This is a genomic window from Hymenobacter cellulosilyticus (assembly GCF_022919215.1).
GTDB classification, from domain to species: Bacteria; Bacteroidota; Bacteroidia; order Cytophagales; family Hymenobacteraceae; genus Hymenobacter; species Hymenobacter cellulosilyticus.
Genome location: NZ_CP095046.1, coordinates 2,688,986 through 2,709,908, shown reverse-complemented (window position 1 = coordinate 2,709,908; position 20,923 = coordinate 2,688,986). Strand labels below are relative to the sequence as shown.

The window sequence follows — 20,923 nt, the reverse complement described above, 5'->3', positions numbered from 1 at the left end:
AGTAGACGGAAGCTGGCCTTTAGAAGGTCCATTATTGTTTTGTTCTTATAATTAATTGCATTAATCAATTTAAACTTTCTATATTCACCAACTTCCTTTCTGAAACTCGTGCTATATGAAGATTAGCTGTCTGCTGCTCGACGATGATCCGCTGGTGCTGGATTTGCTGCAAGCCTACGTAGCCATGACCGATGTGCTGGACGTGAAAGCGTCCTTTACCGATCCGCTGGATGCACACCGCTATCTGATGCACAACGATGTGCAGGTACTGTTTTCGGACGTCACCATGCCGCACCTGAGCGGTCTGGACCTGGTGCGCTCCCTGCAACGCCCGCCCCTGGTAGTATTGATGACTTCCTACCCGCAATACGCCATGGAAGGCTTCAACCTGGACGTAATTGACTTTCTGCTCAAGCCCATTTCCCTCGACCGGTTTTTGAAGGCTGTAAATAAGATTGCCGGCATTCTACGCACGAGTCTGGTCGAAAACGATGGTAATCAGGATATTCTCTCGGGTTGGGGTTCGTTCTTTATTCGCACCGACGCTCAGTTCGTGCGTCTGCACTATCGGGAAGTGCTGTACATCGAAGCGCTGAAAGACTTCACCAAGATCAACACGGCCGATGGCCGCACCCACCTCACGCTGGTCAACCTCAAGAACATTGAAGAGCAGCTGCCGCCGGGTCTGTTTGTGCGTACCCACCGTTCCTACCTGGTTAATACGGCCCGTATTGAGGCCGTCAGCAACTTAGAAGTGCGCGTGGGCGGCCATGCCCTGCCCTTAGGCCAAACCTACCGTGAACGGGTGACCGAGCGTATCGTCAACCGCTCCCTTATCCGGCGACAACAGCCGCAGTAGCTGGCAGAGGCGCCATTTCGGCTGCTTCCGAGGCTGCGACTGGCAGCGTAAAAGTGAAGGTGGTGCCCTGCCCCGGCGCGCTGGTAAAGCTCAGCTGTCCGCCATTGCGCTCCACAAAATCCTTGCAAAGCTGCAGCCCCAGCCCCGTACCCTTTTCCCGGGCCGTCCCCAGGGTAGTAAAAGGCCCGTCCTTACCGAATATCCGTTCTTGGTCGGCCACAGGAATACCAATTCCCGTATCGTGCACGCTAATGCTCCAGTAAAAGCCGTGCAGCGCTGCCGTCAGGATTACTGTCCCGCTTTCCGGCGTAAACTTGATGGCATTGCCAAGCAGGTTGCGCAAAATTAGCCGGGTCATGTTCAAGTCGGCACGCACCAGAGTGGGTACCGGCAGCTGGTTTTGCAGAAAGATGCTTTTGCGCTCAGCATCGGCTAGTAGCAGGGCTACCGCCTCTTCGGCCAGCACATCGAGCCGCAGCCGTTCCGGCCGGATCTTATCATCCTTCATTTGGGCCGCCGACCAGTTCAGCAGGTTGTCGAGCAGCTGCAGGGTGCTGTTGAGCCCCCGGGTAAGCCGGGCCGAGTGCAACGCCAGCCGCTCGGGCGGCAAGGAGCCCATATTCAGCAACGTCAGCAACGAATACAGGGAACTGAGCGGACTACGCAGGTCGTGGGAAATGACGGAAAACAAGGTATCCTTGGTCCGGTTAAGGCGCCCCAACTCCTCTTTTTGGTGGTTGATGGCCGCGTTTTTCCGCTCCAGCAGTCGGTTGATTCGGACCTGCTGCCGCCGCCCCCGGTAGAGCCCCCCACGATAATGAGTAAAAGTAAGCCCCGGCGGCCAGCGCATTGCGCAACAAGGCCTGCCGGCGCATAGTTGCTTCCCGAATCTGCCGGTCTTTGGTCAGCAGTTCAATTTCCCGCTCCTTCTTCTCGGTTTCGTAGCGCATCCGCAGCTCCGCCACCTGGGCCGAACGTTCCTGAGCAAAGACGCTGTCTTGCAGCCCCGAGAAGCGGGTAAGAGCGGCCAATGCCTTCGGGTAGTGTCCCATACGGCGGTATACGGCTGCCAGCGCCCGGTACTGCTGACTTAGCAAAGTCAGGGAACCACTACGGCGGGCCAAGACTAAGGCTTGCTGTAAAGCTTGTTCGGCAGCCGGCTGTTGACCCAGCGAATCGTAGGCGGCGGCCATGAGATAGTACAGCTGCGCGTGTGGTGCCGGCAGGGCCCTAGCTGGCATCAGGCGGGATGCTTCCCGGAAGCTGGGCAGGGCATTTTCGTAGTTGCCCATGGCCTGGTAGATCTTACCAATACTGACCAGACTCTCACTCTGCCGCAGGCTATCCGAAGCTTTTGCTGTGCGCCGGGCCTTACGTAGATAAAATAAGGCCCGACTGTAGGCTTTCTGCTGTAAATACACGCTTCCCATAGCGTTCAGCGCAGCGGCCGCCTGAACTGTGTCCTGGTGTTGCAACCAACCCTGCAAAGCGCGGGAATGGCTGGCCAAGGCCTGCCCCCACTTCTTTTGCTGGGCATACAGCCGTCCCAGCTTGGTCTGCACCTGCGCCTCCCCGGTGCGCGAGCCTAGCCGGGAAAAGGTTTGCAGCGCCTTCCGGTAAACCAGTCGGGCCTGCCCCGTATCCCCCTGGCTCCACAGAACGGAGCCCAGCCACACCTCATCCAACGCTACAGCCGATTGATTCTTTACCTGCTGATCGAGCCGCAACGCTTGCCGGAAGTGGTAGGCGGCCCGGTTAAAAGAGCCCAAGTTATAGTGAGCCGAACCCGTAATGCGGTGACCAAGGGCCTGCTCACCAGCACTTTTGCCTTTGGCGGCTTCTAGTACCTGTAGGCCGTGCCGTAGCTGTACTGCTGCGTCAGCAGAAGCTAAAGATGAGATAGAAGCCCGACTAGGCACTTCGTCATAGGGCCAGGCCTGTGTAGCGGGTGCCGATAGTAATACGGCTACTAGACAGATGAAGCAGACATGGCAAACTTTCGCGTAGAGGTGCAGCAAACGCGTAATGGCTAGGTGGGCGCCTCAACGATAGGTTGAGCTGCTTCAATATAGCCATATTCCGGGTTTAAATTTACTTGTAACCGTATTTTATTAGCAAATACCCTACTAAGGTTAAATTCTCATAGACTGCTCTCAGGCTTCCTTCGTGCGCCATAATCGCCACCACGGCAGATAGGGCTGGTCGTGGTGCTCGTAATGGTAGCCAAAAAAGTAGCAGCTAACAAAAGCCCATAGATGATGCCGCAACTGGGTGCGCGACTTATGCGCATTCTCCGGGGCATGCTCGCCGCGGTGCGGCAAATACGTCCCGAAAAAGAAAAGCTGCACCGTAGCCAAAACTGCCGGGACCATCCAGAAGGCAATGACATTGGGCATGGGGAAGGCCAGCTTCAACAGATTATAGGTCAGCCCCATTAGGGCAATCTGCCACCAGGTTACGTAGTTGAGGGCAAAGCGCAGTAGCCAGGGCAGAAAGCCGGGGTGCCGGCCGTTGTGAAAGTCTGGGTCGGCCTCGGTGCCCACGTGGCGGTGGTGCTGATGATGCTTGGGCAACAGCCGTGGATACCAGTTGAAGGCAAACAGAAAGGCGCAAACCGCACCAAGAGCCGTATTCAACCGCTGGTTTGGGCTAACTACGCCGTGCATAGCATCGTGGGCGGTAATAAACAGGCCGGTGTATAAGTGCATCTGCACCAGAACCAGCAAATAAGGCCAGGGAGTACCCCAGTCGGGACGGTAAAAAGCCAACAGAAACGTAAGCAGCCCGGCCCAGCACCCAACAATAACCAGCGCAATGCCTACGCCCGTGTACCCTAACGGGGCTGGTTTCACCCGCGTGGTTTGAGGAATGGGCTGTAACGCTGTTTGGGGCATAGAAACAAAGAAAGGCAAGGCAAATCAGCCTTGGGAAAAGAGGGTTGACGCAACAAGAAGCAAACGGCCGCCAGAGGCTACTGGTTTGCCTTAGCCAGGTTTACATAGCCAACAGTGCGTCGCGGACGTCTTCCATGAGCCACATGGGCGTGCTGGTAGCCCCACAGATTCCCACCGATTGGCCGGGCTGGAACTGCGTGGGACACAGCTCCTCTACTTTGGAAATAAAGTGCGTATTAGGATTTGTGTCCTTGCAGACCTGGTAAAGCACTTTGCCGTTGCTGCTCTTGGTACCCGACACGAACACGACCTGGTCATACTGCGCAGCAAACTTACGCAGGTCTTTGTCACGGTTGCTTACCTGCCGGCAAATCGTGTCGTTGGGGTTTACGGCGTAGCCACGGTGCTCCAACTCACCCTTGATGCGGTAGAAACTGTCGGTGCTTTTCGTGGTTTGGCTGTAGAGCGTAATATTAGCCGGCAATTCATGGCTCAACAGCTCGTCCAGATTCTCAAACACGACGGCGTTGCCGCTGGTCTGGCCCAGCAGGCCGCGAACCTCCGCATGCCCGTGCTTGCCGTAGATGAAGATTTTCTCCTGCTTGTCGTAGCTGGTCTTGATACGGTTCTGCAGCTTAAGCACGACCGGGCAGGAAGCATCAATCAGAGTCAGGTCGTTTTCCAAAGCCGTCTGATAGGTGCTAGGCGGCTCCCCGTGGGCCCTGATCAGCACTTTTTCCTCGCGCAGCCGGGCAAAGACGTCGTAATCGATAATGCGCAGGCCGCGCTGCTCCAGGCGTTGCACCTCTTCATCGTTGTGCACAATGTCGCCCAGGCAATACAGGTAGCCCTGCTCATCTAGAATATCCTCTGCCATCTGAATGGCATAGATTACGCCGAAACAGAAACCGGAATTGGGGTCAATACGGACGCTCAGGTGGTGCGGCATAGCTCGGTAACCAGGGAAGCGGACGGAATGTTACGGGTGAGCTTCACAGAATAGAAGATACGAAAAACAGGATATACGCGGTTCTGGCAGATCAAAAGTTAATGGCGCTGGTTTTTCTCTGCCGCAAATCACTGTTTTGCCTTATGCTGTGCAGCTCTCTGCTCCATCAACTTAACTTTGAGTCATTTAGTTTTCTTTATACTATACCTTTTACCTTGCATTTTGTTTCACTTTTCAGCTCAAAAAGTTAAACAAAACAAGCGGAATAAATAAAAGAGCCGCGCTACTGAGTAGCGCGGCTCTTCACCAATCTTCGCGATATTGCTCTGCTTAGTGAGCCACGCGGTTTAGCTGCTGGGCTTCCTCGTCGCTGACGTGGCCACGGCTTACCAGGAAGTTGCGCACCGTTTGGAAAGCTTCCGCATCCAGCCCCGATTTGGGGTGTTTCAGCAGGGTTTGGACGAGCAGCTTCCGGTCTTCGTCTACGTGCTGGCTTAGATTCAGAAAGCCAGGCAGGTTGCTTTCCACACTAAAGCGCAGAAAGCGCACCTCGGCATTATGCGGATCGAGAGCTACAGCCTGGTCGAAGGTGCGGCTGGCGGCCTGCACGTAGGTGAGCTTGTTGAACATCGAGGCGTCGCGGGCCCGAATGGCTTCGGCCGCGCCTTTGTAGCCCAGTACGACGGCGTCTTTGTCGTTGTAATCAGCCATGAGCTTATAGAATTTCTCACCGGCCGTTTTATCGGCGGCAGCTTGCTCGTAGTGGCGGCGCAGGGAAGGAAGGTGGTAGGGCGAAGTTTCGGACACAGCGGAAAGAAGGAAAAAAAGCGGGAAAAGAGAGAACAACAGACGTTTCACGCGGGATGGAGTTCGTGGTCAGATAGCCCGGAGGCGATAACGAAAATACGAGCCCATCAACAGTAAAAGTTTCGTGTTGTCGGGCACGCGCACCCGCTCCCCAAGATTCGTGCCGCTGGCAGTTGGCGGATTTTGTGAAATAGCTTCAAGTAGTACACGTAGGCCAGATACACACCCAGGCGCGCCGAGCGCGGCAGTTGCACGATTCCGGCGTAGCCCGCGTCGAAGTCGGCCCGGATATCAGCCTCAATTTCGCGCTTCACGGCGTCATCGAACCGCTCGTAGGTTACGCCGGGAAAGTATACCCGGCCCCGGTCTTCGTAATCGGAGCGGATATCCCGCAGAAAGTTGATCTTCTGGAAGGCGGCACCCAAGCGGCGGGCCGGCTCGCGCAGCTTGTCGAATAAAGCCGTGTCGCCCTCGCAAAAAATGCGCAGGCACATCAGTCCCACCACTTCGGCCGAGCCATAAATATACTCCTCGTACATCGACTGGTGGTAGCTGCGGTCTTCCAGGTCCATTTCCATGCTCTTAAGAAAAGCATCAATAAACTCCCGGTCGATGCCGTAGCGGCGCACCACGAGCTGGAAGGCGTGCAGCACCGGACTCAGACTGAAGCCCATTGCCAGAGCCTCATCGGTCTGGCGCTTAAAATCAGCAAACAGAGCCGCCTTATCATAGTCATGAAACGTGTCCACGATTTCGTCGGCCCAGCGCACGAAGCCATACACGGCGTACACCGGCAGGTGAAACCGCGGGTCGAGCGTGCGGATGCCCAGCGTGAAAGACGTACTGTAGCGCTTGGTAATAAGCTTGCTACAGGCCAGGCTGGTTTGGTCGAAGAGGGCAACGTGGTCCACAGGGGGCGGATTTGGGGTCTGAAAGGAAAAGGTACTAAATCGAAGGGCCTGTTGTCAATTACGTGTGCGGGCAGCTGAGCAGTTTAGTTTATTCGTTAACCAGCTCATAGCCTGTTGGTTTCAGTTTAGCCACGGCGATACGCAGATCCGGCAACGACACTCGACCTGCTTATTTGCGGGCCGCGCCTTGCTCCTTCTCTACCTCGCCGGCCACTACCTGCCCCGAAATCAGCGACGGGGGTACGCCGGGGCCCGGCACGGTCAGCTGACCCGTAAAATACAGGTTGCTAACCTTTTTACTTTTCAGGGTGGGCTTCAGAATGGCCGTTTGCCGCAGGGTATTGGCCAGGCCGTAAGCATTGCCTTTGTAGCTGTGGTAGTCGGCCATAAAGTCGCGGTGAGCATAGCTGCGCTTGTATACTACTGCGTCGCGGATACTCTCGCCCACGTGACGCTCCAGCCGGTCCATAATCAGGTGGTAGTAATGTTCCCGGGTTTCTTCGGGGTCGGCCAGGTCGGGCGCTACCGGTATCAGCAAGAATAGGTTTTCGCAGCCCTCCGGAGCCACCGTGGCGTCGGTCTGAGACGGGGCCGATACGTAGAACAGGGGCTTGCTGGGCCACTGCGGCTGCTCATAAATCTCGTGGGCGTGAAGCTGGAAGTCCTCGTCAAAAAACAGGTTGTGGTGACGCAGCTTGGGCAGGCGCTTGTTGAGGCCCACGTAAAACAGCAGCGACGAGGGGGCCATGGTGCGCTTATTCCAGTAAGCTTCGTCGTAGTGGCGGAATTCGGGCTTTAGTAAGTGCTGCTCGGCGTGGTGGTAGTCGGCTCCGGCCACCACAATGTCGGCGGCCCGGAAGCCGGCGGCCGTTTGCACGCCGATGGCCCGCCCGTTTTCCACCCGTATTTCCTGCACTTCCTGGTTGTATTCGAGCGTTACGCCCTGCTCCTGGGCCAGCTGCACCATGCCGCGCACAATCTGGTGCATCCCGCCTTTGGGGTACCAGGTCCCCAGGGCCAGATCGGCGTAGTTCATCAGGGAGTACAGGGCCGGCGTATTCTCGGAAGTAGCACCCAGAAACAGAATCGGAAACTCGACCAGCTGCAGCAGCTTAGGGTTTTGGAAAAAGCGGCGCACGTGCTTGTGCATGCTCTGCAGCACGTCCATGCGCACCATATCTACCAGCAGCCGGGGTCGGCAAACTCCAGCAACGAGCGGCTCGGCGCATACACCAGCCGGTTGATGCCGACTTCATATTTATACGCGGCCTGCTTGAGAAACTCGTCGAGGCGGGCGGCGCTGCCGGGCTCGTAGTGCTCGAAGAGCTGGCGCAGCTCGGCCATTTTCGCCGGAATATCCACCGCGTCATTCGGCCCAAACACGACCTGGTACGACGGGTCGAGGCGCTCCAGCTCGTAGTAGTCAGACACCTTACGGCCGAAGCGGGCAAAGTACTTCTCAAACACGTCGGGCATCCAGTACCAACTCGGGCCCATATCGAAAGTGAAGCCCTGGGCCTGGAACACCCGGGCCCGGCCGCCGGGCCCTTCATTCTTCTCGAGCACCGTAACGCGGTAGCCGCGCTGGGCCAGGGAGGTAGCCGCTGAAAGGCCGGCAAAGCCCGCGCCGATAACAAGGACGTGTTGGGGAGAAGTAGCGGAAGTCAATACGAGCAGGTAAAAGGTGGTGGCAAGCTACAAACCCGCTCCCAACTTTGTTTTGGCCCGCCCTTCTTCCGCAACAGCCAGGGCAGATTATCGGCGCCGAGAAAACATGATTTGATGTCTACCCTTACCGATTATATACTTTATTAATCAGATTGTTATAAACTCATATCTACCATACCAAAAGTCTGAAAAACCTTAAAACTGGCGTGACTATGGGAATAATAGTCTGCACATTTCCGACACCGAAGGCCGCGCTTTTCTGGCATCGGACACTTATCGAATCCGTTCCGCCCTGCGCTTATCCCCTGCCAGTATGCACCGTCGAAAATTTCTGCACCGCGCAAGTCTGGGCACCGCCGCCGCCTTGCTGGCGCCCCTGTTAGGTGTGGGTCGGGCCCGGGCCGCCGAAGCGGCCCCGCTGTGGGCAGAGCTTCTGGAATACGCCCGCTGGTCGCCAAGTCCGCACAACGTACAGCCCTGGAAACTGCAGGTGGTATCGGCCACGGAGGCCCGGCTCTACTACGACCCGGCCCGCCTGCTACCCCACACCGACCCAACTTCCCGCTTCACGGTAGCGGGCCTGGGCATGTTTATCGAGTGCCTGCGCCTGGCGGCCCTGACCCGGGGTCTGGCCCTCAGCGCCCAGCAGGCCGCCGAGCCCCGACTAAGCTATTCAGCTACCGGCCTGCAGCTGTTTGCCACCCTGCACCTGGCTCCCACTACCACCCCGGCGGCGCTGGACCGGGAACTGATCCGGCAGCGTAAAACTTCCCGCCTGCACTACGACAACCGGGAAATTCCCCTGGCTGTGCAGCACCGGCTGAGCGCCATAGCGGCCACTTACGGTCATACGCTCACCTTCACCAACGAGCCCGCCATGGTCAGCTTTATTTTGGATCTGAACCGCGAAACTCTCTTCACCGACCTCGACGACCCGGCCGTGCGCACCGAGCTGGCCTCCTGGGTCCGCACTTCCGACCAGCAGGCCGCCACCCAGAAAGACGGATTATGGAGTCATTGCATGGGGTTTCCGGGCCGGCTGATGCACAACTTCTTCTTTCATAGTGAGCGGTTTCGCAGCGCTTGGAAACGCCGCATCCTGGGCAAGGTCTACACGCACTCGATGCACGGCACCACCACGGTGGCCTGGCTGCAGGGACCGTTTGGCACCCGCCCCGACTGGGTGCAGGCCGGGGCCCTGCTTCAGCAGCTCTGGCTGGAAATGACCCGGCACAACCTGTACCTGCATCCCTTCGGCTCGGTGATAACCAACCCCGCAGCTTACACCAAGTTCAGCCAGCGCATCGGCCAGGCCCCGGCCACGGAGCCCGCCTGGCTACTTGTGCGCCTGGGTTACAGTCAGGAGCCCCCGCGAAGCTACCGTTTGACCGTCAACGACATTTTACTTCACGCCTAAGCCCATGAAAACGTTTGCTGTTCTGCTAATTGTGCATGCCCTTCGTCTGTGGCGCAACGTGCTGGAGCTGGATTTTACCACAATGAACCTTTTGTTTTTGCCCCACATGGAGGCCATGCGCTGGAACATCGGCAAGATGAAAGCCCTGGCCGTATTCTGGATGGCCAGCCGGCAAGCCCCGGCTTACCAGCGCTTCCTGCGCGACCACCACGCCCGCGGCCCCGCCTGCACGGCCTCATCCCGGATTTATCGTCTCTGCCCATCATGGACAAGGAAAACTACATCAAGCGCTACTCCCTGGGTGAGCGGTGCCTGGGCGGCAAGATTCCCGGCCACGGCATCATTATCGATGAGTCGTCGGGTAGCAGCGGGGTGCCCACCAACTGGGTGCGCGGGCAGGCCGAGCGGCGGGCCAACAAGCGCATGCTCGAATTCGGCCTGAGCCACCTAGTAGGCCAGGGACAGCACTTTCTTATCAATGCCTTTGCCCTGGGGCCCTGGGCCACGGGTATCAACATCACCATGTCGTTTGCCGACTCGACCGTGGTTAAGTCCCTGGGGCCCGACGTGCAGAAGATTACCAACACGCTGCAGTCTTTCGGGCCCGACCAGCAGTACATTATCCTGGGCTACCCGCCGTTTCTGAAGCTGCTCGTCGACTCGGCCCCGCTCGACTGGCACAGCTACAACGTGACCATGATTTACGGCGGAGAAGGCATGAGTGAGCCCATGCGTGACTACCTGCTAGCCAAGGGAATCCGCAAAGTGTACGGCTCGTTTGGAGCCTCCGACCTGGAGCTTAATATTTCCAGTGAGAATGACTTTACCATTGCCCTGCGCAAAGCTGTGCAAAGCCGGCCCGAACTGGCCGCCCGCCTGGTGAAGTACGCCGGGGCTACGCCCGTCATCTTCCAGTTCAACCCCGCCGACTTCTACATCGAGGAAACCGAGGCCGGCGAACTGCTCATTACCCTGTGCCGGCCCTATTACCTGGCCCCAAGATCCGCTACAACATTCACGACCGGGGCCAGGTCATCCGCTTCTCCGAGCTGCGCCGCATTCTGGCCGACTGCGGCCTGACGCCCGACGATATAGCGCCTGGTTACAGTGAGCTGCCCTGTTGCTGCACTACGGCCGGGCCGACATGACGGTAGCTTTCTACGGCTGCAAAATCGCGCCGCCCGATGTGCAGGAGGCCCTGATGAGTACCCCCACCCTGGCTAGTCGGGTGCAGTCCTTCACCATGTTTACGGCCGAAAACGAGCGGGTCGATAAGAGCCTGCAAATCTGTCTGGAACTGGAAGCCGGGCAGTTCCTGGCCGATTCCGAAGCGGCCCGCGCCAGCCAGGATTTTTTCACCGAGCTGCAGCGCATCAACCAGGATTTTCGGGAGTCGTGGCGGATGCTGCCCGAGGTGCAACGGCCGCACCTGGCATTTTACCCGGCCCAGACCGGCCCTTTCGCGGCCCAGGACATGCGCATCAAGCACCGCTATATCCAGGCAGCCCCGAATCCGGCTCCCGCCGCCAAGCCACCTGTGGGGCGCCGGCCCGCTACCCGGCTCGAAGCTCGTCCCAGCACCAAGCGGTTCAACCTGTTTGACTTCTAGTTTGTCTGGAAAAAACGACGGGCCGCCGGCTGGGAGCAGATGCTCCGTGGCTGGCGGCCCGTATTACGCTCAGGCGCAAAGTGTTATTAATCTATTCCTTACACGCCGGGAGCGTACACTTTCAGCGCGTCTTTCAGCTCCTTGCGGGCTATGTGAATCCGGTTCTTCACCGTTCCAATCGGAATCTGCAGCTTCTCAGCAATTTCCAGGTACTTGTAGCCAATGTAGTACATCATGAACGGCGTACGGTAGTCGGCTGAGAGGTTGGAAATAGCCTCGTTGATGTCCGTTACCACGAAGTCAGAAGTGGCTCCGTTGTGGGTGATATAGTTTTCGTCGGTATTGAAATACTGAAAATACTCGGTGCTGTCAATATTGCTATTGCGCTTGGTAATCTTATTGTAGTTGTTAATGAAGGTGTTGCGCATGATGGTGTACAACCACGCCTTCAAATTGGTGCCCGCCTTAAACTTGTCCTTGTTTAGCATGGCTTTGAGCAGAGTTTCCTGGACCAGGTCCTTGGCATCGTCAGCGTCGCGAGTCAGGTTCATGGCCACGGGCTTCAGAGAGTAAGAAATCTTTTGTACTTGATCGGTGAATTCCAAAGAGGTCATACTGTTTAGCTTTTCGTGGCAAAAGGTTAAACAAATATACGGGAACAATTGAATGTCGACTACTCTAGTTAAGAATTTTTCTCAACTGGACTGAAATTCAATGTCGGTACATTAATTCGGCGACCAAGGTACGACCCAGGCACTGAGCAGCCGACCTTTTGAACATAAATTCGGCTTGCCTCCCTTTTCGGAAGGTGAACCCAAATTTTTGCGCGGTGAAAGAACCAAGCTGAAGTGGCTGAAAACAAACGCGCAACCCGGTGGGGGTTGCGCTACAGTTCAGTTAGAAAGCCAAAATTTTATTTTTTACTGGGCCCTTGTAACTCCTCAACCAGAGCCAGAAAGTCGGTCATCAGCCGGGGACTAACGGAGTTGGAAGGCAAAGCCAGCTCCTGGCAGCACATCAGGGGACCGTAGAGAACGAGCATGGCACCAGCGCATAATTCGGCCAGGTGGTTGATGTAAGCTTGCACCTGCCCCGCTCAGGCACGGCCGTCAGCACTGTACAAATGGCGTGGGGCTCATAGGTCTGGCACACGGCTGTCAGCTCCGACTCCGGCAGGTTTTGCCCCAGATACAACACGTGCTGGGTACGGGCCCGCAAGGCGTAGTTCATAAACAGCAGGGCCAGCTCGTGCAGCTCACCCTCGGGTAAAAACAGCACCCAACGCCGGGCGTCTTTGGGATTTACCGGGGGCAGCTGGTCGGTAGCAGCCACAATTTTCTGCCGGATGATATTGGTAACCAGATGTTCCTGAGCAGGGTTGATGCTGCCGGTTTGCCACAAGATGCCGATGCGCTGCAAAAAGGGATATACCACGCGCATTATGGCCTGCTCAAACCCTAGCTGCTGCGCGGCCCCACCGAGCAGCTTGCAGATCTGGGGCTCGTTCATCTCCAGCGTTGCGGCCAGCAGGGAGTTGATCTGCCGGCTGTAGTCGTGCGGGTTTTCGCAGCAGGCAATAACGGCCGAGGCCAGTTCCTGCTCACTTAGCTGGGCTACTTTGGATATACGGTGCCCCTGTCCGCAAAGAGTGGCCACGTTCAACAAACGGCGCAGGTCGTTGTCGCAATACGTCCGGATGTTGGTGTGCGTGCGAACCGGCTGCAGAATGCCGTAGCGCTGCTCCCACATTCGGATGGTATGCGCCTTGATGCCGGAGATATTCTCCAGGTCGCTGATTGAAAATTGTCCCACGATGGCCAGCCCTACGAATTTGATGAGGTAATTACGGTTTTGCCCGACCGCACGGGTGCCGGTTTACGGCGGGCCAGCTCCAGATACTTCGGCGAAACCCACAGCATGCCAAATTCCTCCGAACCGTCGCGGCCGGTGGTTTTGTGGTGCATCTTATGAGCCATGTTCAGGGCGCGCAGGTACTTGTTGCTCGACTTGCGCCAGAACCGAAGCCGCCCATGAATCAGCACGTCGTGCACAAAAAAGTATACCGTGCCGTAGGCCGCAATGCCGATGCCCACCCAGAAAGGCCAGCTTTTCTCATCTGAGCCGTACATAATGCCGCCCATGGAAAGCGCCCCGTAAAACAGGAAGAAAAAGTCGTTGCGCTCAAAATGATGGGGATGCCGCACGTGGTGCGAGCGGTGCAAAAACCACAGCGCACCATGCAGCACATACTTGTGCATAAACCAGGCGACAAACTCCATTCCCAGGAAAGTAGCCGTCGTGACGGCCACGGCTGCCCACGTTGTCATGGAAAAGAATTAAGCAGTGGATGAATCAGGGCTCTTATAGAAGCAGAAAGCAGCAATAAGGCAAAAATGTTCTGACTGTTAGGCCAGAACATTTTTGCAAGTAACCTCTTTTTGACCCGGCCCCAAGACCAATAGGTGCCGAGAAACGACAGAACTTAGTTGTCCCAGGTAATCTTTTCTTTGCTCAGGAAAGCGGCAATACCGCGGCGGCAGTCGAGGGAGCCGCGGGCCTCGGCGTTCATTTGGGCGGCGTAGCGAAGACTGTCCTCAAGGGCCATTTCCGGAATACGGGCCAGCATTTCCTTGGTCAGCTCCATGCTCTGCCCGGAATTCTCGACGCACAGCCGGCGGGCAAATTCATATACCTTTTCGGCCAGTTCCTCTTTGGATACCAGGAAATTGACCAAGCCAAAATCGGCCGCGGCCTGGGCCGAAATAACGTCCCCAGTGAGCAGGAGCTGCTTGGTACGGGCCTCCCCTATTTTGCGCACGAGAAATACGCTCACAATGGCGGGCAGAAAGCCAATTTTTACTTCCGTGTAGCCAAACTTGGCTTCGGGTACGGCAAAGGCAAAGTCGCAGATGGTAGCCAGACCGCAGCCACCAGCCAGCGCGTGGCCCTGCACCTGCCCGATAACCACTTTTTTAAGGGTATAAATCTGGTGAAACAGCTGCATCAGGTGCGTGGAATCAGCCAGGTTATCAGTGTAGCCAAAGCCCTGCAGCTCTTGGATGTAGCCCAGATCGGCGCCGGCACAGAAGGCTGACCCTTCGGCCCGCAGCACGATTACTTTGCATGATTCATCTTCCTCGGCAAACTCAAAAGCCTCCTTAAGCTCCGACACCACGTCGTAGCTAAGGGCATTGCGTTTATCAGGACGATTGAGGGTGATGTAGCCGATGGCGTCGCGCGTTTCGTAGCGAATGTAGCGCAGCGCTTCTAGCTCCTGGGTAGGCATATTATCCATGACGGGGTCGTTGCAAAGCGGTGAAAAGCAGGACTGTACGCTACCAAAGACAAACGGCGCACAACCCGAACAGCACAAGGTTGGTATTCAACCAAACGTAACAAAAATGGTGCTCTAAATAAACTATATAGCGAGGTTGGGCCCTATTCGGTTTCGGTCAGCGCCCCCGATGAGCCGACCAGTGGCCGCGACCGGATGATAAACGCGCCTTGGCTAGTAACGTCATGGGTCTGAAATCCAGCAGCTTGCAGCAAAGAATCCTGCCGGGCAACGTACCAGGATTTGCAGGAAGAATCGAAAATAACCCGAGCCCCGGGCCAAACAGCTGAGCTAACTCGCTGGGCTTCACCCAGGCATTGCGGCGCAGTATAATTACCTGTACCGGAGTAGCCTGCCGGGCCGCATCTATTTGGCCGCTCACGAAGGCCAGCCGCAGGCCGCGCCACACGGCCACCGTTACGTGGGGTGTGGGCTGAGCCGTGGGCACGGGCGCCGGCTGCCAGCCCGTGTGGTAGATTACGCGCCGGGCTTCGCGCTGAATAATACCTGGCACAATGCGGTAAGTCCGCTCCGTTTCTGAAAGCGGCAAGGAGTCGACGGTAACAATATGGGCGGCAGCGCCCTGCCAGAAACCGCACACCGAGCGGCGCGGAATACTGTAGATTATCAGCTCCTCATCGGTGGCAAGGGTGCGGGCGGCCCACACCCGGGTGCCGGCAAACACGGCCATCAGGGTGCAGGCCAGCCCCAGCCACGGCAGCCGCTTGACGGCCAGAAACGTTAGCAGGGCCAGAATCATGGCAAAAATCAGCCAAGCCTGCAGGGGCGTCACGTGCACGTTCTGAATCAGGGCCCCAGGCATGGTGCGACCAATCCAGAAGATGTACTCGTTGAAAAGCCAAATCATTGTTTCGAACAGCTTACCAAGGAGCTTGGGCAGCCAATCGAGCACGGAAACCACCGTTGCGGGCAAAAATAAACCGCCCACTGCCACCAGACCCTTGACCATGAGCAGGCCCAGGCCCACGTACACGGCCAAAGAGGAAATGGGCACGGCCACGAGGTTGGAAGCCAGAAAGCTGAGCGGAAACTGGTGAAAATAAAACAGGCCCAGCGGAAACGTAGCAACCTGCGCGGCCAACGACAGCGCCGTGGCCTGCCAGATCCAGTCGGCCGTCCAGCCGGCGACCTTCCAGGATTTTTGCACCGCCAAGGGCTGCCAGGGCCGGATTCGGGCCGCGGCTTGGTCCTTGAAATCGAGCTTGTCGGCAATGCGGGGCTGCAGGTAGACGATGCTGAGCACCGCCAAAAAGGAAAGTTGAAAACCAACGTCCACCAGCAGGTACGGGTCGTAGCAGAGCAGGCAAAATGCCGCTACGGCCAGCGTGTTGTACATATTGCTTTGCCGCCCCGAGGCCCGGGCCAGAATCACGAAGGTGAACATCACGGCCGCCCGCAGCACGGAAGCCGACAAGCCCGTCAGAAAGGCGTAGCTCCAGATAACAACCAGCCCCACGCCCGCCGACCAAAACCGAAACCCGCGGGTGCCGCCGAAAAGCCGTTGCAGCAGCCACGTCACCAGCGTAAACAGCAAGCCCACCTGCAGACCCGACACGGCCATGATGTGCGTGGTGCCGGTGCTGGCGTAGGCCTGCTTGGTGTCCTGATCCACTTCGTCTTTGATGCCCAGCACCAGGGCCGAGGCCAGGGCGTATTCGCGCTTTTCGCGCACGTACTGCCGGAAAACCCCGTCGAGTACCCGGGCGGCCCGCATGCTGACAGCCTTCAGATACGAAGGCGGCTGCAAGGCCAGCAGTTGGTACTGGTCGGGGTGAATAAACTGCTGGTGGTACACCTGGTGGTAGCTCAAGTAGCGGCGGTAGTCAAACTCGCCGGGGTTGAGCGGGGCTTTGGCCGGCGCCGGGCCACCCCGTACTAGCCATATGTCGCCGTAGCGGGGGCGGCTACGCCCGAGTCGCGCGGCACCGATACCCGGATACCACCCAGCGCCGCCTGCCACTGCCCCCGGATGCGCACGGCCGACACCCGCACGGTAGTGGCATAGGTAGCAGGCCGCACCACGGTATAGTCATCGACTACGGCGCGGTAAAACTCGATGGTGCCTTTGAGCTGACTCAGGTGGTCGGGCCGGCGGTTTTCGGTAGCCTGCTGGGTAAGCGTGAGGCCGGCCACAAACAAAGTAAACAGCGCCAGCCAGCCGGCTGCCTCGGTGGGCCCGGGCGCGGGCTGACGGTTGGCCCAGGTTTGCAAGGCCACAAACAGCAGCGTGAGGCCCACCAGCGGCCCGCGGAAGTCGGGCCACGCGGCCCCGAAGTACAGGTAGGTTAATACGCCGGCGGCAAGGGCCAAAAACAGGCGCACGAAGGCATAGGGAGCCCACTGAATCATAACGGAATAGCCTGAGTAACTAACAATAATGCTCTAGAGCACCAAGTATACTCAAACTTGTCCGTAGTTATTCACCTTTTACCGGAGCACTGGCGAAGCGACGCAGCCAGGTTTGATCAGCCCTATTATTAATATGGTAGTTGTGGCCGGGAGCTACAGCGCTTCGCCCTAGCTTGTCGAGCAACACTACCAGCCGGCCCGATTCGGCAATTAGCAACGGCACCGGCTGCTGGCCCACGGTCACCTCCAAGGCCGCATAGCGCCCGCCCAGCTTCTGCTGCCAGTGTCTACTACTACTGGCTCGACTCAGAATCTTCTGCAGCGTATCTACTTGAGAGGCCGTTAAAGTGTCACGTGAAGCCGTTTTCTGCAGCACCTGATACTCAGACAGCGCCGCCATTGTAGTACCGCCAACAAGCCCGCGCAGCCAGTATCCCGCCTCGATACGCAGGGCTGACTTAGGTTGGAAGGCACTGCCAGACATCAGAGTCAGCAACAGCAGACCGCAGGCTTGAGTTTTCATGTCGTTTACCCTGGCTTGTTCCAGATCATCTTGAAGTGCTCAATGTCGCACTCCGTGAACTGGTCTCCGACCTTGCTGAAGCCGTGCCGCTCATAGAATGGAATAGCCCGCAGCTGAGCATTTAGGTACACGGTAGCTTCGGGGTGCGCAGCCTGCACGTCTTCCAACACTCGTTTGAGGAGCGCGCTGCCCACAGCCTGATTGCGAAAAGCTTCCAACACGGCGAAACGCTCCAGCTTTACGCCGTTGTCGGTGGTGCGCCAGCGGGCGGCTCCGCAAGGCGTGCCGTCAGTAGCCCGGGCCAGGTAGTGCCGGGCGTCGGTGCGGTCGTGCACGTCGTACTCGGCATCGGCGGGCACGCCTTGCTCGTGCACAAATACAGTTTCGCGGATGGTAAAAGCGGCGTCAAGGTCGCGCAGGTCAGAAACGGGCTCGGCGGTAATCATGGGCAGTAAGGCCTGAAGCAGGCAGGAAAGTAGAAGTACAAAGTAACGCGGGCCGGCGCAAAACAAAAGAACCACCCGCAGCGTGGGTGGTTCTTTTTTCAAGGTCAGCCAGATTCCGGCTTACAGTTGCTGCTCATGATTGACGGGCAAATTGCTCATGCCGTCATTCTCGGGCCGGGCGTCGGGGTGACGGGCCGGGTCGGGAGCCTGGGCCGGGTTCGACGAGCGGTAGGGCCGGGCCTCACGCACGGGCCGGTTGGCCTGGTCGCGCTGCTCCTGCACATCGTGCCGGTCGTAAGCCACCACGATTTCCTTTACCAGGCGGTGACGCACCACGTCGTCGGCACTCATTTCCACGAAGCCGATGCCGCGCACGTCCTTGAGGATGTCCAGGGCCTGCATCAAGCCCGACTTCTGCTTGGTGGGCAGGTCAATCTGGCTTCGGTCACCGTTCACCATGACTTTCGCCGTGGGGCCCATGCGGGTCAAAAACATCTTCAGCTGGGAAGGCGTGGTGTTCTGGGCCTCATCCAGCAGCACGAAGGCGTTGTTGAGCGTACGGCCGCGCATGTAGGCCAGCGGGGCAATTTCGATAATCTTGTTTTCCTGGTAGAATTTCAGCTTTTCGGCCGGAATCATGTCTTCCAGGGCGTCGTAAATCGGGCGCAGGTAGGGGTCAACCTTCTCCTTCATGTCGCCGGGCAGGAAACCCAGGCTTTCGCCGGCTTCCACGACGGGACGGGAAATGATGATTTTCTTGACCTCCTTATTTTTCAACGCCCGCACGGCCAAGGCCACCGAAATATAGGTTTTGCCGGTACCGGCCGGCCCAAGGGCAAAAACCAGGTCGTTGCGCATAACGGCATCGACTAATTTCTGCTGGTTCGGGGTTTTGGCCTTGATAACGCCGCCCTTAGCCCCAAACACGATAACGTCGGCTGGGGAAGTCATGGCAATCTGCCGCTCCTCCATCTCGTCATCGGCCGAAGCCAAGTATTGCGCCACGGTTCTGTCAGTGATTTGCCCGAATTGGTGGTAATGCTCAATCAGGGACGACAGGATTTCATTGATCCTGGCAATTACGGGCGTCTGCCCCTGAATCTTAATTTCGTTGCCTCGCGAAATGATTTTGCTGCCGGGAAAGGCCGCGGCCAGCTGGCGGATGTTCTGATTGTCGGGTCCGAGGAAGTCGACAAGAGAGACGTTTTCGAGCGTGATGATTTTCTCGACCAAACTGTAGTTGCTTTTAAGCTGAGAGAGTTAGAGAATGCTGATGGCGAAAGGGGCACTGGTTCCGTCCAAATCGCCTACTTTTGCCGCCCCTAGACAGGGTAAACAATAGTACGAAGAACTGAGAAATTCCGGCATGGGGCTGATTACGTTTCTGTCCGACTTTGGATACCGCGACCATTACGTGGCCGCGGTGAAAGCACGGATTATGCAGCTGGCGCCCACCCAACCGGTTCTGGACATCAGCCACGCTGTTGAACCCTTTAACATCGCGCACGCCTTACACGTTCTCGATTCCGTATTTCGGGACTTCCCGAAGGGCACGGTGCACCTCGTGGGCGTCAACGACCACGGCGGCAGCAAAGGCAGTTGGCAGGCCGCCCTGTTCGAGGATCATTACTTTGTGGCGGCCAATAACGGCCTGTTGGCCCTGCTTACCGACGGCAAGCCCGAGGAACTGGTCCAGATTCCGGCCGAGGCTACCTCCTCTCCCACCCGCGACATCCTGGCCCCGGCCGCCGTGCATTTAGCCAAAGGCGGTCTGATTTCCGACCTAGGGCCCATTGCAACCGACTCCTACCAACTGCTGAACCGGCAGCTGCGCCTGCAGGACAACCGCATTACTGGTCACGTCATTCACGTGGACCACTACGGTAATTTAATTACCAACATCAGCCGCACGGCCCTGGAAGTAATCGGCCGCGGCCGACCCTGCACCATTCACTTTGCCCGCGAAACCGTGCGCGACATTGCCGCCCACTTCCAGGCTGCCGATCCAGGTGATGCCGTCTGCATTTTCAACAGTCAGGACCGGCTTTGCATCGGCGTGAACCAGGGCAATGCCGCCGAACTGCTCGGCCTCTACTTCGACTCCCAAGTGGATATACGCTTCCCCACTGAGGTCTAAGCTCTACTTGGAATAGAACCTAAAAACTGTGTTCCTGGGTCTTAAAACGGCTTTTTGATTTGTTTATTTATTATGTTAAGTAATGTAAGCCATTGTGTCAGTCACTTTTTTCCGCTGCTCTAACGCCCTTTCCGCCATATGCTTACCCGTATTGTGCGCATGACTTTCCAGCCGGAAAAAGTAGCCGATTTCCTGGCCATATTTCGGGACTCGGAAAATAAAATCCGGAATATGCCCGGCTGCCAGCATTTAGAGCTCTGGCAGGATGCCGACATGCCCAACGTGTATTGCACCCACAGCCACTGGAACTCGGCCGACGACCTGAACAACTACCGCCGCTCGGCGCTGTTTGGGCAAGTGTGGCCCACTACCAAGGCCCTGTTTGCCGCCCCACCCCTGGCCTTCTCCGTATACCCTGCGGGCCCGGACTCCACTTCTACTCCCCGGCCCACTAGCTGATGAACCCCGACTACTTCGAATTTTACGGCCTGCCCGAATCCTTTCAGCCCGACGCGGCCACGCTGAAAAGCAAATACTACGCTCTAAGCCGTGAGTACCACCCCGATTTTCACGCCACGGCCACGCCCGAGCGGCAGCAGGAGATTCTGCAGCTGGCCACGCTCAATACTAACGCCTACCGCACCCTCTCCCACCCCGATCAACGCATGGCTTACATTTTGGGCCGGCACGGACTATTGGAGGAAGGCAAGCAGGAGCTGCCCGCTGATTTTCTGATGGAAGTAATGGAGCTGAACGAGCAGCTGATGGAGCTGGAGTTTGAGCCCGACCCAGCCGCTGTACAGCGCCTAGAGCAAGAAACCCAAAATTTGACCGAAACTTTAGACGCAGGCATTGCGCCGGTTCTGGCTGGCTATGAGGGCTTACCAGCCGATGTGAGGCCTCAGGCCCTACAGCAAATCCGCACCTATTATCTGAAAAAGCGGTATTTGTTGCGTATTCACGAAAGTCTCGCTAAGTTTGCAACCCGTTCCTGAGTCG

General features: G+C 57.4%; 21 protein-coding genes and 2 pseudogenes. 7 read left to right on the top strand and 16 right to left on the bottom strand.

All coding sequences use genetic code 11. The annotated features are described in order from the left end of the window. The first annotated feature begins 115 nt into the window (after positions 1 to 115). Positions 116 to 859: a LytR/AlgR family response regulator transcription factor gene (locus MUN79_RS13270; RefSeq protein ID WP_244678090.1), complete on the top strand. Its 744-nt coding sequence runs from the start codon at positions 116 to 118 to the stop codon at positions 857 to 859. Here the strand turns inward: MUN79_RS13270 and MUN79_RS13265 are convergent. The 7 genes and pseudogenes from MUN79_RS13265 to crtID all read right to left on the bottom strand — a co-directional run bounded on the left by MUN79_RS13265 (position 834) and on the right by crtID (position 8,088). Beyond that, entirely contained in the window at positions 834 to 1,580 is a 747-nt protein-coding gene (locus MUN79_RS13265; protein ID WP_244678089.1) for a sensor histidine kinase, read from the bottom strand. The two genes, MUN79_RS13270 and MUN79_RS13265, sit on opposite strands and share 26 nt — an antisense overlap. After that, positions 1,567 to 2,628 carry a tetratricopeptide repeat protein gene (locus MUN79_RS13260; RefSeq protein WP_244678088.1) on the bottom strand — a complete coding sequence of 354 codons (1,062 nt, stop codon included), beginning with the start codon at positions 2,626 to 2,628 and terminating at the stop codon, positions 1,567 to 1,569. The genes MUN79_RS13265 and MUN79_RS13260 overlap by 14 nt, the downstream gene beginning before the upstream one ends. A 384-nt stretch (positions 2,629 to 3,012) precedes the next feature. Next, positions 3,013 to 3,753 carry a fatty acid desaturase gene (locus MUN79_RS13255; RefSeq protein ID WP_244678087.1) on the bottom strand — a complete coding sequence of 247 codons (741 nt, stop codon included), beginning with the start codon at positions 3,751 to 3,753 and terminating at the stop codon, positions 3,013 to 3,015. Positions 3,754 to 3,853: 100 nt separating this feature from the next. Next, positions 3,854 to 4,702, bottom strand: coding sequence for a 4-hydroxy-3-methylbut-2-enyl diphosphate reductase (locus tag MUN79_RS13250; protein WP_244678086.1), 849 nt, complete (start codon positions 4,700 to 4,702; stop codon positions 3,854 to 3,856). 330 nt (positions 4,703 to 5,032) lie between these two features. Next, a complete protein-coding gene (locus tag MUN79_RS13245; protein ID WP_244678085.1) occupies positions 5,033 to 5,509 on the bottom strand; it encodes a hypothetical protein in 477 nt (158 codons plus the stop codon). Positions 5,510 to 5,578: 69 nt separating this feature from the next. After that, a pseudogene (locus tag MUN79_RS13240) lies at positions 5,579 to 6,420 on the bottom strand (phytoene/squalene synthase family protein). A 169-nt stretch (positions 6,421 to 6,589) separates the two neighbouring features. Then, a pseudogene (gene crtID / locus MUN79_RS13235) lies at positions 6,590 to 8,088 on the bottom strand (bifunctional phytoene desaturase/3,4-desaturase). Positions 8,089 to 8,401: 313 nt separating this feature from the next. On the opposite strand from crtID, the gene MUN79_RS13230 reads away from it, so the two are divergent. From MUN79_RS13230 to MUN79_RS13220, 3 genes are all read left to right on the top strand, one after another. Beyond that, positions 8,402 to 9,505 carry a nitroreductase family protein gene (locus tag MUN79_RS13230; protein WP_244678084.1) on the top strand — a complete coding sequence of 368 codons (1,104 nt, stop codon included), beginning with the start codon at positions 8,402 to 8,404 and terminating at the stop codon, positions 9,503 to 9,505. 264 nt (positions 9,506 to 9,769) lie between these two features. Then, positions 9,770 to 10,585 carry a phenylacetate--CoA ligase family protein gene (locus MUN79_RS13225; RefSeq protein WP_244678083.1) on the top strand — a complete coding sequence of 272 codons (816 nt, stop codon included), beginning with the start codon at positions 9,770 to 9,772 and terminating at the stop codon, positions 10,583 to 10,585. Between the two features lie 40 nt (positions 10,586 to 10,625). Continuing rightward, the gene (locus tag MUN79_RS13220) at positions 10,626 to 11,114 is read left to right on the top strand and encodes a hypothetical protein (RefSeq protein WP_244678082.1); all 489 of its coding nucleotides are present in this window, start codon (positions 10,626 to 10,628) and stop codon (positions 11,112 to 11,114) included. A 98-nt stretch (positions 11,115 to 11,212) separates the two neighbouring features. Here the strand turns inward: MUN79_RS13220 and MUN79_RS13215 are convergent, their stop codons facing one another. The 9 genes from MUN79_RS13215 to MUN79_RS13175 all read right to left on the bottom strand — a co-directional run bounded on the left by MUN79_RS13215 (position 11,213) and on the right by MUN79_RS13175 (position 19,020). Next, on the bottom strand, positions 11,213 to 11,728 hold the full coding sequence (locus MUN79_RS13215; RefSeq protein WP_244678081.1) for a sigma-70 family RNA polymerase sigma factor: 516 nt from the start codon (positions 11,726 to 11,728) through the stop codon (positions 11,213 to 11,215). A 403-nt stretch (positions 11,729 to 12,131) separates the two neighbouring features. Beyond that, the gene (locus MUN79_RS13210) at positions 12,132 to 12,926 is read right to left on the bottom strand and encodes a MerR family transcriptional regulator (RefSeq protein ID WP_244678080.1); all 795 of its coding nucleotides are present in this window, start codon (positions 12,924 to 12,926) and stop codon (positions 12,132 to 12,134) included. Positions 12,927 to 12,937: 11 nt separating this feature from the next. Further along, positions 12,938 to 13,441, bottom strand: a complete 504-nt coding sequence (locus MUN79_RS13205; RefSeq protein ID WP_244678079.1) for a sterol desaturase family protein — start codon at positions 13,439 to 13,441, stop codon at positions 12,938 to 12,940. Between the two features lie 155 nt (positions 13,442 to 13,596). Continuing rightward, a complete protein-coding gene (locus MUN79_RS13200; RefSeq protein WP_244678078.1) occupies positions 13,597 to 14,409 on the bottom strand; it encodes an enoyl-CoA hydratase/isomerase family protein in 813 nt (270 codons plus the stop codon). Positions 14,410 to 14,566: 157 nt separating this feature from the next. Next, complete coding sequence (locus tag MUN79_RS13195; RefSeq protein ID WP_244678077.1) at positions 14,567 to 16,429, bottom strand: ComEC/Rec2 family competence protein; 1,863 nt, start codon at positions 16,427 to 16,429, stop codon at positions 14,567 to 14,569. After that, a complete protein-coding gene (locus tag MUN79_RS13190; protein ID WP_244678076.1) occupies positions 16,345 to 16,818 on the bottom strand; it encodes a hypothetical protein in 474 nt (157 codons plus the stop codon). Before MUN79_RS13190 ends, MUN79_RS13195 begins: the two co-directional genes overlap by 85 nt. 67 nt (positions 16,819 to 16,885) lie before the next feature. After that, complete coding sequence (locus tag MUN79_RS13185) at positions 16,886 to 17,341, bottom strand: hypothetical protein (RefSeq protein ID WP_244678075.1); 456 nt, start codon at positions 17,339 to 17,341, stop codon at positions 16,886 to 16,888. Between the two features lie 5 nt (positions 17,342 to 17,346). Next, complete coding sequence (locus MUN79_RS13180) at positions 17,347 to 17,787, bottom strand: GNAT family N-acetyltransferase (RefSeq protein WP_244678074.1); 441 nt, start codon at positions 17,785 to 17,787, stop codon at positions 17,347 to 17,349. Between the two features lie 120 nt (positions 17,788 to 17,907). Continuing rightward, entirely contained in the window at positions 17,908 to 19,020 is a 1,113-nt protein-coding gene (locus tag MUN79_RS13175) for a PhoH family protein (RefSeq protein ID WP_244678073.1), read from the bottom strand. A gap of 133 nt (positions 19,021 to 19,153) precedes the next feature. Between MUN79_RS13175 and MUN79_RS13170 the strand changes: the two genes are divergently transcribed. From MUN79_RS13170 to hscB, 3 genes are all read left to right on the top strand, one after another. Beyond that, positions 19,154 to 19,924: an SAM hydrolase/SAM-dependent halogenase family protein gene (locus MUN79_RS13170; RefSeq protein WP_244678072.1), complete on the top strand. Its 771-nt coding sequence runs from the start codon at positions 19,154 to 19,156 to the stop codon at positions 19,922 to 19,924. A gap of 138 nt (positions 19,925 to 20,062) precedes the next feature. Then, positions 20,063 to 20,383 carry a putative quinol monooxygenase gene (locus MUN79_RS13165; RefSeq protein ID WP_244678071.1) on the top strand — a complete coding sequence of 107 codons (321 nt, stop codon included), beginning with the start codon at positions 20,063 to 20,065 and terminating at the stop codon, positions 20,381 to 20,383. Further along, entirely contained in the window at positions 20,383 to 20,919 is a 537-nt protein-coding gene (gene hscB, locus MUN79_RS13160) for a Fe-S protein assembly co-chaperone HscB (protein WP_244678070.1), read from the top strand. The genes MUN79_RS13165 and hscB overlap by 1 nt, the downstream gene beginning before the upstream one ends. Positions 20,920 to 20,923: the final 4 nt, after the last annotated feature.

Excerpts from the sequence above, each read along its gene's own strand:
- MUN79_RS13270 (WP_244678090.1), top strand. The coding sequence starts at position 116 with ATGAAGATTAGCTGTCTGCTGCTCGACGATGATCCGCTGGTGCTGGAT.
- MUN79_RS13255 (WP_244678087.1), bottom strand. The coding sequence starts at position 3,753 with ATGCCCCAAACAGCGTTACAGCCCATTCCTCAAACCACGCGGGTGAAA.
- MUN79_RS13250 (WP_244678086.1), bottom strand. The coding sequence starts at position 4,702 with ATGCCGCACCACCTGAGCGTCCGTATTGACCCCAATTCCGGTTTCTGT.
- MUN79_RS13230 (WP_244678084.1), top strand. The coding sequence starts at position 8,402 with ATGCACCGTCGAAAATTTCTGCACCGCGCAAGTCTGGGCACCGCCGCC.
- MUN79_RS13225 (WP_244678083.1), top strand. The coding sequence starts at position 9,770 with ATGGACAAGGAAAACTACATCAAGCGCTACTCCCTGGGTGAGCGGTGC.
- MUN79_RS13215 (WP_244678081.1), bottom strand. The coding sequence starts at position 11,728 with ATGACCTCTTTGGAATTCACCGATCAAGTACAAAAGATTTCTTACTCT.
- MUN79_RS13205 (WP_244678079.1), bottom strand. The coding sequence starts at position 13,441 with ATGACAACGTGGGCAGCCGTGGCCGTCACGACGGCTACTTTCCTGGGA.
- MUN79_RS13200 (WP_244678078.1), bottom strand. The coding sequence starts at position 14,409 with ATGGATAATATGCCTACCCAGGAGCTAGAAGCGCTGCGCTACATTCGC.
- MUN79_RS13190 (WP_244678076.1), bottom strand. The coding sequence starts at position 16,818 with ATGATTCAGTGGGCTCCCTATGCCTTCGTGCGCCTGTTTTTGGCCCTT.
- MUN79_RS13185 (WP_244678075.1), bottom strand. The coding sequence starts at position 17,341 with ATGAAAACTCAAGCCTGCGGTCTGCTGTTGCTGACTCTGATGTCTGGC.
- MUN79_RS13180 (WP_244678074.1), bottom strand. The coding sequence starts at position 17,787 with ATGATTACCGCCGAGCCCGTTTCTGACCTGCGCGACCTTGACGCCGCT.
- MUN79_RS13170 (WP_244678072.1), top strand. The coding sequence starts at position 19,154 with ATGGGGCTGATTACGTTTCTGTCCGACTTTGGATACCGCGACCATTAC.
- MUN79_RS13165 (WP_244678071.1), top strand. The coding sequence starts at position 20,063 with ATGCTTACCCGTATTGTGCGCATGACTTTCCAGCCGGAAAAAGTAGCC.
- hscB (WP_244678070.1), top strand. The coding sequence starts at position 20,383 with ATGAACCCCGACTACTTCGAATTTTACGGCCTGCCCGAATCCTTTCAG.